The organism is Streptomyces sp. NPDC111507, assembly GCF_055638955.1.
In genome coordinates, this window is sequence record NZ_JBVKBU010000017.1 from 74,107 (window position 1) to 87,796 (window position 13,690).

Consider the following 13,690-nt stretch of genomic DNA (forward strand, 5'->3'; position numbering starts at 1 on the left):
CACCGCCGGCTGTGAGAGGGACGGGAATGGAACCGACCGAGAGCGCCGCCCCGGACTCACGGCTGCGCCTGCGCCGGATGACCGGCGCGTGGAGGGCTGGCCTCCGGACGGGGCGTCCGTCGGAGCGCCCCGGCACGGGCGGGCAGGGCTCCGCACCACCCCTCACCGTAGCCGCCCCCGCCCCGGGTGCCGACAGGCTCGCCGCAGGGCGTGGCGGGGACCTGTCCGGTCACGAACCCGAACGGCACCTCTCCTGGCCCACGCTGCCCGCCGCGGTCGTCGGGGCAGCCGCGTTCGTCCTCGGCGGCGGCTTCTACCGTGCGTTCGGCGGCCACCACGCCCTCTTCCCGTCCGGTGCGGTCGGCTGGTCGCTGGCGGTGCTGACCGGCATCATCGTCGGCCATCTGGTCGCCCTCGGCCGCGCCCGCTGGTGGGGCGGCACGGGCTCCGGCGCCGCGCTCACCCTCGCGGTCCTGCTGCTGTACGGCTGGGTGGCCGCCGGGATGGTCAGTCTGACCGTCGTCGCGCTGGTCGGCGCCGCGCGCCGAGGCCGCTGGCGCCAGGGGGTGTTGCACGGCGCGGTCGACATCCTCGGCATCGGCGCCGGAGCGCTGGTCCTCGCCATGTTCGGGCGAGTGCCGTCCGTGGAGGCGCCCTGGAACCCGGAGAGCTGGAACTTCTACGCAGCACCCCAGGTGGTGCTGGTCGCGACCGCCTATCTCGCGGTCACCCGCGTCCTGCTCTGGTACCTGCACGCGCCGGGCACCGGCGGACTGCCGACCGCCACCCGCACGGCGCTGGTCAGGCAGGGCCTGGTCGCCGTCGCGCTGCTCGGTATCGCGCCGCTGATCTGCGTGGTCGCGATCGCCCAGCCGATGCTGCTGCCGCTGTTCTCGATCCCCCTCATCGCACTCGACTCCACCCTGTGGATCGCCCGCGTCCGGGCCGAGGAGCAACTGCGCGACCCGCTCACCGGGCTGCCCAACCGCCAGTGGCTGCTCGAACGGACCTGGACGGCTCTGGACGACGCCGAGCGCATCGGCGCGCGTTCCGCCCTGATGCTGATCGACCTCGACCGCTTTCGTTCGGTGAATGACACGTTGGGGCACCTCGCCGGTGACCGACTGCTCCTTCAGATAGCCGACCGGCTGCGGCTGGCGCTGCCGCGCGGGGCGGAGGCCGCGCGGCTCGGAGGGGACGAGTTCGCCGTGTTACTCCCCGTCGCCGACTCCACCACGTCGGCCACGCGGGTCGCCCGCAATCTCGTCGCCGCCCTCGGCTCGCCGCTCGACCTCGACGGACTCACCCTCGTCCTGGAGGCCAGCGCCGGGCTCGCCGTCTTCCCCGACCACGCGCTGGACGCGGAGGGACTGCTGCGACGGGCGGACGTGGCGATGTACCAGGCCAAGCGTGACCGTACGGGGGTGGAGGTCTACGAGTCCAAGCGGGACTCGAACACACCGGACCGGCTCGGTCTCCTGGGAGATCTGCGCCGGGCGCTGGACGCCGGTGACGTCGAACTGCACTACCAGCCCAAGGTCCGCTTCGACGGACAGGTGGCCGGGCTCGAGGCGCTGGTCCGCTGGGTGCATCCCGAGCGGGGGAAGGTGCCGCCGGACGAGTTCATCGCGATCGCCGAGTCGTCCGGACTGATGCCGCACCTCACCGAGTACGTGCTGGAGACGGCGCTCGCGCAGGTCGCGCGCTGGCGGGCGCAGGGACTGTGCGTACCGGTCGCGGTGAACGTGTCCCCGCGGGACGTCCACACCCCCGGCTTCGCGGGTTCGGTCGCCGCGCGGCTCGCCCGGCACGGGGTCCCCGCGGGGGCGTTGCAGCTGGAGATAACGGAGCATGTGCTCCTCGAGGACCCGCAGCGGGCCGCGGACACACTGGCCGGACTGACCGGGCACGGCGTGAAGATGTCGCTGGACGACTTCGGTACGGGGTACTCCTCGCTGGTGCATCTGCGGCGGCTGCCGGTGAGCGAGCTGAAGATCGACCGGTCGTTCGTCGCGCGGCTCGCCGTGGACAACGAGGACGCGGAAATCGTGCGCTGCACCGTCGATCTCGCACATTCGCTGGGGCTGCTCGTCGTGGCGGAGGGTGTCGAGGACGACGAGACGTGGGAGCGGTTGCGGGATCTCGGGTGTGACGCGGTGCAGGGGTGGCTGGTCGCGGCGGCGATGCCTCCGGAGGAGGCGACGGCGTGGCTGCTGGCGCGGGGGTCGCGCGGCTGGCAGCGGCCGCGCGCCGCGCTGCCGGCCGCGGAGTAGCTCCGCCGGCTTGTTCGTCGGGTGCGGGTCGGTGGGGGCGCCCGGTTCTCCAGCCCGCGCACCGCCCGTGGCGGTCTCCCGACAAGGTGAGCTCTCCCGGGGAGGTACAGCGCCTTCGGCGTCCGCACCCCGGCAGGCGCACGGGGTGCTGCGCACCTGGCCACGGATGGATGGCAGCTTCTTCACGGCGGAGGAGGCGCCTCCGGCAGGGGCGCGGGGGGCTGCGCGCTCCGCCGTGTTCGGTCCGCGGGTTCTGGGGGGTGGTGTCCGTCCCCGGACGGGGTGGCGCCGACGGCGAGGAATCCCCACCGGCGACTTCCACCTCGTACACGAACCGTCACGGGTGGTGCGGGTGGGAGAGGGGCCTGAGGCAAACCCGTGCGCGGGCATCGGCCCCGGACCCATAGGATTGGGCCAAACCACACACTCTCACCCAGAGGATCGCTGCATGCCTGGCATCACGCGCGAGGAGGTCGCCCACCTCGCACGGCTGGCGCGTCTGGAGCTGAAGGCCGAAGAGCTCGACCACTTCGCCGGCCAGCTCGACGACATCATCGGCGCGGTCGCCCGCGTCAGCGAGGTCGCCGACCAAGACGTACCGCCGACCTCTCACCCGCTGCCGCTGACGAACGTCATGCGCGCGGACGAGGTCCGTCCGTCGCTCACCCCCGAGCAGGCGCTCTCCGGCGCCCCGGCCCAGGAGCAGCAGCGTTTCAAGGTGCCGCAGATCCTGGGGGAGGACTAATCACCATGACGGACACCAACGTCAACATCATCAAGCTGACGGCGGCCGAGATCGCCGCGAAGATCGCCGCGGGCGAGCTCACGGCCGTCGCGGTCACCGAGGCCCACCTTGCCCGGATCGAGGCCGTCGACGAGAAGGTGCACGCCTTCCTGCACGTCGACCGCGAGGGCGCCCTCGCACAGGCCCGCGCCGTCGACGCCAAGCGGGAGCGGGGCGAGAAGCTCGGCCCCCTCGCCGGTGTGCCGCTCGCGCTCAAGGACATCTTCACCACCGAGGGCATCCCGACGACCGTCGGTTCGAAGATCCTCGAGGGCTGGATCCCGCCGTACGACGCGACCCTCACCAAGAAGCTGAAGGCCGCCGACGTCGTCATCCTCGGCAAGACCAACATGGACGAGTTCGCCATGGGGTCCTCCACCGAGAACAGCGCGTACGGCCACACCGGCAACCCCTGGGACCTCACCCGTATCCCCGGCGGCTCCGGCGGCGGGTCGAGCGCCGCGCTCGCCTCGTTCGAGGCGCCTCTCGCCATCGGTACGGACACGGGCGGTTCCATCCGCCAGCCCGCCGCCGTCACCGGCACGGTCGGCGTCAAGCCGACGTACGGCGGGGTGTCGCGGTACGGCATGGTCGCGTTCTCCTCCTCCCTCGACCAGGGCGGCCCCTGCGCGCGTACGGTCCTGGACGCCGCGCTGCTGCACGAGGTCATCGCGGGCCACGACCCGCTCGACTCCACCTCCATCGACGCCCCGGTCCCGCCGGTCGTCGAGGCGGCCCGCAACGGCTCCGTCGCCGGCATGCGCGTCGGTGTCGTCAAGCAGTTCCGCGGCGAGGGCTACCAGGCCGGTGTCGTGCAGCGCTTCGACGAGGCCGTCGCCCTGCTCAAGGAGCTCGGCGCCGAGATCGTCGAGCTGGACTGCCCGTCCTTCGACCTGGCGCTGGCGGCGTACTACCTCATCGCCCCGTCCGAGTGCTCGTCGAACCTCGCCCGCTTCGACGCCATGCGCTACGGCCTCAGGGTCGGCGACGACGGCACGAAGTCGGCCGAGGAGGTCACCTCCCTCACCCGTGAGGCGGGCTTCGGCCCCGAGGTCAAGCGCCGCATCATGCTCGGCACGTACGCGCTCAGCTCCGGCTACTACGACGCGTACTACGGCAGCGCCCAGAAGGTCCGTACGCTCATCACCCGCGACTTCGAGAAGTCGTTCGAGAAGGTCGACGTCATCGTCTCCCCGACGACGCCCACCACCGCCTTCCCGATCGGCGAGCGCGCCGACGACCCGATGGCGATGTACCTCGCGGACCTGTGCACCATCCCGACCAACCTGGCGGGCAACGCCGCCATGTCGCTGCCCTGCGGTCTCGCGCCGGAGGACAACCTCCCGGTCGGTCTGCAGATCATCGCCCCCGCGATGAAGGACGACCGGCTGTACAAGGTCGGCGCCGCGGTCGAGGCCGCCTTCGTGGAAAAGTGGGGCCACCCGCTGCTCGAGGAGGCTCCGTCGTTGTGAGTAAGGCTCTGACCAAGGCCAAGGGCTTCAAGAAGTCCAAGTCCGGCACGTACCTGTCCATCGCGAGCACCGCGTTCGGTGCGATCGGCGTCGCCAAGCAGGCCAAGAAGGCCCGTTCGGAGCACGACACGCTGCGCCTCATCGACGCGGCCGTGTCCGCCGCCGCCATCGTCACCGGCCTCGCCATCCTCTACCGGGAGCTCAGGCGCCTGGGCGACGACGACGTCCTGCTGGGCTGAGAGGGAAGTTTTCACCGTGACCACCACGACCGACGAGCTGGTGTCGTACGAGGACGCTCTCGCGACGTACGACCCCGTCATGGGCCTCGAAGTCCATGTCGAGCTCGGCACCAAGACCAAGATGTTCTGCGGGTGTTCCACCGAGCTGGGCGCCGCGCCCAACTCGCAGACCTGCCCGACCTGCCTCGGCATGCCCGGCTCGCTGCCCGTCGTCAACGCGACCGGCGTCGAGTCCGCCATCAAGATCGGCCTCGCGCTGCACTGCGAGATCGCCGAGTGGTGCCGCTTCGCCCGGAAGAACTACTTCTATCCGGACATGCCGAAGAACTTCCAGACCTCCCAGTACGACGAGCCGATCGCCTTCAACGGCTACCTCGACGTACAGCTGGAGGACGGCGAGGTCTTCCGCGTGGAGATCGAGCGCGCCCACATGGAGGAGGACACCGGCAAGTCCACCCACGTGGGTGGCGCGACCGGCCGTATCCACGGCGCCTCGCACTCGCTGCTCGACTACAACCGCGCGGGCATCCCCCTCATCGAGATCGTCACCAAGCCGATCGAGGGTGCGGGCGAGCGCGCTCCCGAGGTCGCCAAGGCGTACGTCGCCGAGCTGCGCGAGCTCATCAAGGCGCTCGGCGTCTCGGAAGCCCGCATGGAGATGGGCCAGATGCGCTGCGACGTGAACCTGTCGCTGCGCCCGCACGGCCGCGAGAAGTTCGGCACGCGCTCCGAGACGAAGAACGTCAACTCGCTGCGCTCCGTGGAGCGTGCGGCCCGCTTCGAGATCCAGCGGCACGCCGCGGTTCTCAACAGCGGCGGCACGATCATCCAGGAGACCCGCCACTTCCACGAGGACACCGGGTCCACGACCTCGGGCCGCGTGAAGGAGGAGGCCGAGGACTACCGGTACTTCCCGGAGCCCGACCTCGTCCCCGTCGCCCCGTCCCGCGACTGGGTCGAGGAGCTGCGGGCGGGCCTGCCCGAGCAGCCGCTCGCGCGTCGTAACCGCCTCCGTGAGGAGTGGGGTGTCTCGGCGCACGACATGCAGTCGATCCTGAACGCCGGTGCCATCGACCCGATCGTCGCCACGATCGGGGCCGGTGCGGACGCCGCGTCCGCCCGTAAGTGGTGGATGGGTGAACTGGCGCGCAGCGCCAACGAGTCGGGCAAGGCCCTGGAGGACCTGCCCATCACTCCGGCGCAGGTCGCCCGGGTGACGCAGCTCGTCGCCTCCGGAGACCTGAACGACAAGCTCGCCCGCCAGGTCATCGAGGGCGTGCTCGCGGGCGAGGGGACTCCGGACGAGGTCGTCGACCAGCGCGGTCTGAAGGTCGTCTCGGACGAGGGTGCGCTCACCACCGCCGTCGACGAGGCCATCGCCGGCAACCCGGGCGTCGCGGACAAGATCCGCGGCGGCAAGGTGGCCGCGGTCGGCGCCCTGGTCGGCGCGGTCATGAAGGCCACCCGTGGCCAGGCCGACGCGGCCCGCGTCAAGGAACTCATCCTGGAGAAGCTGGGCGTCAGCGAGGGCTGAGTGCCCGTCAAGTACCCACCTGAGGGGATGCATCGGCTCCGATGCATCCCCTCAGGCGTGCTCGGGCCCCTTGATGCGACAGAGTTCATCGGATTGTCGTGTGAACTAACTCGCACTCTCGGGAGCAGACCCACGAACGAGATGAACGGTCGCTTCTGGCTGCAAGAGTGATGACGTATTCGTCATGCGTTTCTTTGCGGGCAACTCCCGGTAAAGATCCATAAATCACTCAGGGAGCTTGTCCGTTGGCAGCCCTTGCACGCTGGTGCGTACGGCACCGCCTCGTCACCGTTCTGCTGTGGCTCCTCGCCCTCGGCGGGGTGAGCGCCGCCGCGGCCGTCGCGGGCTCCGTGTACTCGAACAACTACGAGGCCCCCGGCACCGAATCGAGCCGCGCCGACCGGCTTCTGCGGCAGGGCTTCCCCGGTCTCGGCGGCGACAGCGACACCGTCGTCTGGCGCATCGGCCCCGGCACCGTCCGCTCCGCCGCCGTCGAACAGACCATGACCCGCGCCCTCGACGAGATCGCCGCGCTGCCCGGCGTGGCCTCCGTCGTCAGCCCCTACGAAGGGCAGGGCACGGGCCGGATCAGCGGCGACGGACGTACGGCGTACGCCACCGTCACCTTCGACGACCAGGCCGACAACCTCTCCAGGGGCGAGGCACAGGCCGTCGTCGACGCCGCCGAGGCCGCCGAGACCGAGGGGCTCCAGGTGGAGTTGGGCGGCAGCGCCATCGGGCTCACGGAGTCCTCCGGCGGGCACCTCGCCGAGGTCGTCGGCGTGGTCGTGGCCGCCGTGGTGCTCTTCCTCGCCTTCGGCTCGCTCGCCGCCTCCCTGCTGCCCATCGCCACCGCCCTGGTCGGCGTCGGGACGGCGTACGCCTCGATCGTGCTCCTGGGGCACGCGATGATGGTCGCCGACTTCGCGCCCATGCTCGGCATACTGATCGGCCTCGGCGTCGGCATCGACTACGCGCTGTTCATCGTGACCCGGCACCGGCGCGGGCTGAAACGCGGGCTGGCCGTGGCCGAGGCGGCCCGCAACGCCGTCGCCACCACCGGCCGCGCGGTCGTCTTCGCGGGCGCCACCGTCTGTATCGCCCTGCTCGGCATGCTCATCCTGCGGCTCAGCTTCCTGAACGGTGTGGCGATCGCGGCCTCCTTGACCGTGGTCCTCACCGTCGCGGCCTCCGTGACCCTGCTGCCCGCCCTGCTGTCCTTCATCGGGCCGCGAGCCCTCAGCCGACGCGAGCGGCGCAGGCTGTACGAGCACGGGCCCCAGCCGGAGCTCCCCACCGGACTCGCCGCCCGCTGGTCGGTGTTCGTGGAGCGTCACCCCAAGCTGCTCGGCGCGGTCGCCGTGGTCGTCATGGCGCTGCTCGCGCTGCCCACGCTCTCCCTCCACCTCGGCACCGCCGACCAGGGCAACAACCCCAGGTCGGCGACGACCCGGCAGGCGTACGACCTCCTCGCCAAGGGCTTCGGGCCGGGCGTGAACGGGCCGCTGACCCTGGTCACCCGCGTCGGCGGCGCCGAGGACAGGCTCGCCCTCGGCAGTCTGGACAGCACGCTCCGGGCGACCGCCGGGGTCGCCTCGGTGACCCCGGTGACGTACGACACCGGAGGCGACACCGCGTACCTCACCGTCGTCCCGGACTCCGCGCCGCAGTCCCAGAAGACCAGCGACCTCGTGGACCGGCTGCGCACCGAGGTGCTGCCACGCGTCGAGGCGGGCAGCGGGCTCGACGTGCGCGTCGGCGGGGTGACGGCGAGCTACGACGACTTCGCCGCCGTCATCGTCGGCAGGCTGCCCCTCTTCGTGGGCGTCGTCATCGGCCTCGGCTGTGCCCTGCTCCTGCTCGCCTTCCGCTCGCTCGGTATCCCGCTGAAGGCCGCCGTGATGAACATCGCCGCCGTGGCCGCCGCGTTCGGGGTGGTCGTCGCGATCTTCCAGTGGGGCTGGGGGAGTGAGCTGCTGGGCCTCGGCCGCGCGGGTCCGATCGAACCCTTCCTTCCCGTGATCATGGTGTCGGTCCTCTTCGGGCTCTCCATGGACTACCAGGTCTTCCTGGTCAGCCGGATGTACGAGGAGTGGTTGGAGACCGGCGACAACCGGCGTGCCGTCCGGGTCGGGCTCGCCGAGACCAGCCGGGTGATCAACTCCGCCGCCGTCATCATGATCTCGGTCTTCCTCGCCTTCGTGCTCAGCGGCGACCGCGTCATCGCGATGTTCGGCATCGCCCTCGCCTCCGCCGTCGCCCTCGACGCCTTCGTCCTGCGCACCCTGCTCGTCCCCGCCCTCATGCATCTGCTCGGCGGCGCCAACTGGTGGCTGCCCCGCCGGCTCGACCGGTGGCTGCCGCGCATCAGCGTCGAGCCGCCCGAGTGCCGCGTCGCCCATGAGAGGCTGGCCGCTGCGACGGACGCCGAGGTGGCGGACGTACTGGAGGACGAGCTGGAGAAGGAGCGGCAACGGGATGTACGCGATATCCCTGGGTGACGACGGCGCGGAACTGCGGCCCCTGGAGCCCTGGCACGCGGAGGAGTTCCTCGCGCACCTGGACCGGGGGAGGGAGTTCATCGGGCAGTACATCCCCTTCGGGTCCAAGGCCACGGATGTGCCCTCCGCGCGCGAGACACTCCAGCGGTACGCCGACATGCGCGCCGCCGACACCGGGTCCCTGCACGGCCTGTGGCTGGAGGGGAAGCTCGTCGGCGGGGTGCTCTTCCTGAACTTCGACGCCGAGCACGGCAACTGCGAGGTCGGCTGCTGGCTGGAACCCGCCGGCACCGGACGAGGTCTGGTCACCAGGGCGATGCGGATCCTCATCGACTGGGCGGTCGAGGAGCGCGGGATCCATCGGGTGGAGTGGATCGCCGCCTCCGCGAACGTGCCGAGCGTGAACGGCGCCCGGCGGCTCGGCATGACCCGGGACGCGGTGCTGCGGGAGAGCTACCCCCACCGGGGTGTACGCCTCGACATGGAGGTCTGGTCGGTGCTGGCGCCCGAGTGGCGGGCGGCACGCGCGCGTGAGCAACGATGATCTTGGTCGTCGCTCACAACGATCATTAAGAGACTTCTCAGACTCCGTCCGTACGGTGCGGGTCATGGGAACCAAGACAGTTGACGAAGCCGTGGACGCGAACGGCACCGAGGCACAGAGCGACGAGGAGACCGTGAACGTCACCAAGACCGACGAGGCGCCGGACGCCGAGGTCGAGGAGACCGGCGACACCGAGACCGAGGACCAGGACGACCTCGACGCCGAGGCCCTGGAGGGCGAGGACACCCCCGAGGCCGAGAAGGGCACCCCCGGCGTCGGCCAGGGCGCCGCCGCCGTCGTCTCCGCCGGCCTTGGCGTCGTGTCCCTCACCGGCAGCTGGGTCGCCACCGTGGCCGCCGCCCGCGAGACCCTCGTCGGTCAGCTGGGGACCTCCTCGACCGCGAGCGTCGCCAAGCAGGTCAAGGAGGTCTACGGCGACGCGTGGGCGACCACCGCGCTGGTCGGCGGCCTCTTCGCGCTGGCCGCGCTGATCGTCGGCGTCGTGGTCCTGGTCCGGCCCGCCTTCGGGGCCCCCGGCAAGCCGCAGGCCGCCTGGATCAAGTCGGTCGCCTGGGCGGGCGTCTCGCTCGGGGTCATCGGCCTGGTCCTCGCCGTCGCCAAGTACTCCGACATCATTCTCGGACTGCCGTCCACCAGCTGACACCACGACTGGATCCCCGGCTGAAATCCTGGCTGGATCCCCGGCTGGATCTCCGTACCTCTGAGGGGCCTTAGGGCCGCCGTAAGTCACTTACGGCCGCTCTAAGGCCCTTCGCGTGCGCAAGATGCGGAACTCTCCCGATGTGACGCACCCCCCTGGGAGACGAAGGTTGAGGCATCGCACAAAGCGATGACGAAACCGACTCCTCACGAGGGACACGACATGTTCGAGTACGAGCTCCATCAGATGCGATCCAACGAGCTGATCCGCGAGGCACAGAACCACCGCCAGGCCCAGGAAGCCCTCCGTGGCCGTCGCGCCACACGCCGCGCCGCAGCGCGCGAGTCCGGGCAGAACGACCCGGAGGGGCAGGCGCATAGCCGGCGCCCCCGTCGGCACCGGTTCGCCCGCGCCGCGTGAGCGCGGGGGCGGGGGGCGGCCGTACGGGGGTCGGCCGCCTCCCGGCGAACGGTGACCGCCGCGACACGGCGACGGTCGCCCGTCACGCGAAGGGGGCGACGGCCGCCCGCTCGATAACCAGTGCCGCACTGTCGGACCCCTGTGCGATGCTCGGGCCCGTGGAAACCAGGTCCGTCAGCCCCGTGTTCGTCGGCCGCACCGCCGAACTCGGCATCCTGCACGACGCACTCGCCCGCAGCGCCACCGGGGGAACCTCCCAGGCGTTCAGCACCGGGGGAGAGCCGCAGGCGTTGCTGCTCGGCGGTGAGGCCGGGGTGGGAAAGACCCGCCTGCTCGAGGAGTTCGCCACCGCAGCCGTCCGCGAGGGCGCCGTCTTCGTGAGCGGCGGCTGTGTGGAGATCGGTGCCGACGGACTGCCCTTCGCCCCGTTCTCCACCGCCCTGCGCGCCCTGCGCCGACTGCTCCCCGACGAGCTCGCCGCCGCGGCCGCCGGACAGGAGGACGAGCTGGCCCGGCTGCTGCCCGAGCTGGGCGAGACCGGCCGCGGCGGCCGTCCCGACGAGGAGGGCATGGCCCGCCTCTTCGAGCTCACCGCCCGTCTCCTGGAGCGCGTAGCCGCCGACCGCACCGTCGTCGTCGCCCTCGAAGACCTGCACTGGGCCGACGCCTCCACCCGCCACCTGCTGGCCTACCTCTTCCGCACCCTGCGCAGCGGCCGCCTCGTCGTCATCGCCACCTACCGCGCCGACGACATTCACCGCCGCCACCCCCTGCGCCCCCTGCTGGCCGAACTCGACCGCCTCCGCACGGTCCGCCGCATCGAACTCGGCCGCTTCAGCCGCGCCGAGGTCGGCCGCCAGATCGCCGGCATCCTCGCCCACGAACCCGACCCCGCCCAGGTCGACGACATCTTCGAACGCTCCGACGGCAACGCGTTCTTCGTCGAGGAGCTCGCCGTCGCCGCCCACCAGGGCTGCCGCACCGGGCTCACCGACTCCCTGCGCGACCTGCTCCTCGTCCGCGTCGAGGGCCTCCCCGAGAGCGCGCAGCGCATCGCCCGGATCGTCGCCGAGGGTGGCTCCACCGTCGAGTACCCGCTGCTCGCCGCCGTCGCCCGGCTCGCCGAGGACGACCTCATCGAGGCGCTGCGCGTCGCCGTCGGCGCCAACATCCTGCACGCCTCACCCGGCGGCGACGGCTACCGCTTCCGCCACTCCCTGGTCCGGGAGGCCGTCAGCGACGACCTGCTCCCCGGTGAGCGCTCCCGTTTCAACCGCCGCTACGCCGAAGCCCTGGAGGGCGACCCCACGCTCGTCCCGGCCGACCAGCGCGCCACCCGCCTGGCCAGCTACTGGTACCACGCGCACGACGCGGCCAAGGCCCTCCCCGCCGTCCTCGACGCCTCCGTCGAGGCCCGCCGCCGGCACGCCTACTCCGAGCAACTCAGGCTCCTGGAACGGGCGATGGAGCTGTGGGAGGCCACCCCCGAAGCCGTACGGGACGAACTGCGTCCCATCGACTACGTCGAGGTCTTCCCGCCCTGTGGCTGCGACCCGGCCACCACCCCCCTGCGCTACCTCGACCTGATGGCCGAGGCCGCCGTCGCGGGCCGGCTGTGCGGGGAGCGCGAGCGCGCCCTGAAGATCACCAAGCGGGCGCTGCGCGTCCTGGAGGACGAGGACGACCCCCTCCGCGCCGCCTGGTTCTGGATCCAGCGTTCCCGCGTGGTGCAGGCACAGGCCCGCGGGGACGGCTGGACGGAGCTCGCCATCGCCCGGGACCTGGTGCGCGGCCTGCCGCCGTCGGAGGTGCACGCCGAGGTGCTCTCCATGGTCGCCGCCTGGTGCATGCTGCACGAACCGGGTCCCGGCGCCCTCTCGGCCGCCGAGCGCGCCGTGGAGTACGCGCGCATGGTGGGCGCCCGGGACATCGAGCTGAACGCCCGGCTCACGCTCGGCGGCCTCATGGTCGACGCGGGCGACGTGGAGACGGGCATCGCGGAGATGTACGAGGTCAAGGAGCGGGTGCTCCGGCACGCCCCCTCCATGGTCACGGGGCGCGTCCACATCAACCTGCCCTCCCATCTGGAGTCCGTCGGCCGCTCCCGGGAAGCGGTCACGGTCCTGCGCGAGGGCATCGAACTCGCCCGTAGGTCCGGGCTGTTGGACACCGAGGCCTGGGTGTGGGGCAACCTCTCGGAGTCGCTCCACGCGCTCGGCCAGTGGGACGAGGCCGTCGAGGCCGCGCGCAACGCACTGGGTGTCGGGCTCAGCGGCAAACCGTCCGGCAGCGGTGCCACGCGCCTCGCGGATCTCGCGCTCGCCCGCGGCGACCTCGCCGAAGCGGCACGTCAACTAGCCGCCGCCCGCGCTCACTTCGGCACCCACGACCCCATGCCGCAGCACTCGCTGCCCCTGGTCCGCACCGCGATCGGTATCGCCGCCGGAGAGGGGCGCCTCCTCGACGCCCGGGCCGCCCTGGAGGACGTCCTCGACGCGGGCTTCCCGCCCGGCACCCAGCGCCACGGCTGGCCGCTGCTGCTCGCCGCCGCCACCGCGGAGGCCGACGCCCGCGGACTGCCCGTCGCCGAGGCGGGCCGCGCCGGGACCCTGGAGCGGCTGCGCAAGGCCGCCAAGTCCCTGGCGACCGGAGCACCCGTCTGGCTCGCCCACGAACAGTGGGTACGCGCCGAGCTCCGCCGTGCCGAGGGCATGGCCGACCCGCACGAGTGGTCCGAGGCAGTCACCGCCTTCGAACCGCTGGAGCGCCCCTACGACCTCGCCCGTGTCCGGCACCGCCTGGCCGAGTCCCTGCTGATCGCGGGAGCCGACGAGGACGACCGGGCCCGCGCCACGGAGCTTCTGCGGCTGGCCGGGGCGGCGGCCGCCCACCTCGGCGCCCGCCCGCTCGCCGACACCGTCGCGCTCCTCGCCCAGCGGGCCCGCCTCGCCCTGGGCCGAGCCCCCGAGCCGTCGGCCCCGGCTCCCGCCGACCCGGCCGAGGCCCTCGGCCTCACCAGCCGCGAGCGCGACGTCCTGCGCCTGGTCGCCGCCGGCCGCAGCAACCGGCAGATCGCCGAAGAGCTCTTCATCTCCCCGAAGACCGCCAGCGTCCATGTCTCGAACATCCTGGCCAAGCTGGACGTCTCGGGCCGGGGGGAGGCGGCGGCGCTGGCGCACCGGCTGCGGTTGTTCCCCCAGGAGGCCCCCACTGCCCGGACGGCGGGCTGAGGCATAGGCTGGCGGGGACCCGGGCCGAGGGA

General features: G+C 72.0%; 10 protein-coding genes. All 10 read left to right on the forward strand.

Features of this window, described 5'->3' with window-relative positions; all coding sequences use genetic code 11:
- The first annotated feature begins 26 nt into the window (after positions 1-26).
- The 10 genes from ACZ7M2_RS42475 (at position 27) to ACZ7M2_RS42520 (ending at position 13,658) form a co-directional block, all read left to right on the forward strand.
- Positions 27-2,273 carry a putative bifunctional diguanylate cyclase/phosphodiesterase gene (locus ACZ7M2_RS42475; RefSeq protein ID WP_352049346.1) on the forward strand — a complete coding sequence of 749 codons (2,247 nt, stop codon included), beginning with the start codon at positions 27-29 and terminating at the stop codon, positions 2,271-2,273.
- 448 nt (positions 2,274-2,721) lie between these two features.
- Positions 2,722-3,018 (forward strand): Asp-tRNA(Asn)/Glu-tRNA(Gln) amidotransferase subunit GatC, encoded by a 297-nt coding sequence (gene gatC, locus ACZ7M2_RS42480; protein WP_010984178.1) that lies wholly within the window; start codon positions 2,722-2,724, stop codon positions 3,016-3,018.
- 5 nt (positions 3,019-3,023) lie between these two features.
- On the forward strand, positions 3,024-4,529 hold the full coding sequence (gene gatA / locus ACZ7M2_RS42485) for an Asp-tRNA(Asn)/Glu-tRNA(Gln) amidotransferase subunit GatA (protein WP_471599886.1): 1,506 nt from the start codon (positions 3,024-3,026) through the stop codon (positions 4,527-4,529).
- On the forward strand, positions 4,526-4,768 hold the full coding sequence (locus ACZ7M2_RS42490; protein WP_352049348.1) for a hypothetical protein: 243 nt from the start codon (positions 4,526-4,528) through the stop codon (positions 4,766-4,768). Before gatA ends, ACZ7M2_RS42490 begins: the two co-directional genes overlap by 4 nt.
- 16 nt (positions 4,769-4,784) lie before the next feature.
- Entirely contained in the window at positions 4,785-6,302 is a 1,518-nt protein-coding gene (gene gatB / locus ACZ7M2_RS42495; protein WP_471599887.1) for an Asp-tRNA(Asn)/Glu-tRNA(Gln) amidotransferase subunit GatB, read from the forward strand.
- Positions 6,303-6,547: 245 nt separating this feature from the next.
- Complete coding sequence (locus tag ACZ7M2_RS42500) at positions 6,548-8,803, forward strand: MMPL family transporter (protein ID WP_471599888.1); 2,256 nt, start codon at positions 6,548-6,550, stop codon at positions 8,801-8,803.
- Complete coding sequence (locus tag ACZ7M2_RS42505; protein ID WP_054234584.1) at positions 8,781-9,347, forward strand: GNAT family N-acetyltransferase; 567 nt, start codon at positions 8,781-8,783, stop codon at positions 9,345-9,347. Before ACZ7M2_RS42500 ends, ACZ7M2_RS42505 begins: the two co-directional genes overlap by 23 nt.
- A 64-nt stretch (positions 9,348-9,411) precedes the next feature.
- Positions 9,412-10,008: a hypothetical protein gene (locus tag ACZ7M2_RS42510; protein WP_471599889.1), complete on the forward strand. Its 597-nt coding sequence runs from the start codon at positions 9,412-9,414 to the stop codon at positions 10,006-10,008.
- A 222-nt stretch (positions 10,009-10,230) separates the two neighbouring features.
- Positions 10,231-10,428: a hypothetical protein gene (locus ACZ7M2_RS42515; protein WP_471599890.1), complete on the forward strand. Its 198-nt coding sequence runs from the start codon at positions 10,231-10,233 to the stop codon at positions 10,426-10,428.
- 146 nt (positions 10,429-10,574) lie between these two features.
- On the forward strand, positions 10,575-13,658 hold the full coding sequence (locus ACZ7M2_RS42520) for a helix-turn-helix transcriptional regulator (RefSeq protein WP_471599972.1): 3,084 nt from the start codon (positions 10,575-10,577) through the stop codon (positions 13,656-13,658).
- Positions 13,659-13,690 lie beyond the last annotated feature (32 nt).

Excerpts from the sequence above, each read along its gene's own strand:
- ACZ7M2_RS42475 (WP_352049346.1), top strand. The coding sequence starts at position 27 with ATGGAACCGACCGAGAGCGCCGCCCCGGACTCACGGCTGCGCCTGCGC.
- gatC (WP_010984178.1), top strand. The coding sequence starts at position 2,722 with ATGCCTGGCATCACGCGCGAGGAGGTCGCCCACCTCGCACGGCTGGCG.
- gatA (WP_471599886.1), top strand. The coding sequence starts at position 3,024 with ATGACGGACACCAACGTCAACATCATCAAGCTGACGGCGGCCGAGATC.
- ACZ7M2_RS42505 (WP_054234584.1), top strand. The coding sequence starts at position 8,781 with ATGTACGCGATATCCCTGGGTGACGACGGCGCGGAACTGCGGCCCCTG.
- ACZ7M2_RS42510 (WP_471599889.1), top strand. The coding sequence starts at position 9,412 with ATGGGAACCAAGACAGTTGACGAAGCCGTGGACGCGAACGGCACCGAG.
- ACZ7M2_RS42515 (WP_471599890.1), top strand. The coding sequence starts at position 10,231 with ATGTTCGAGTACGAGCTCCATCAGATGCGATCCAACGAGCTGATCCGC.
- ACZ7M2_RS42520 (WP_471599972.1), top strand. The coding sequence starts at position 10,575 with ATGCTCGGGCCCGTGGAAACCAGGTCCGTCAGCCCCGTGTTCGTCGGC.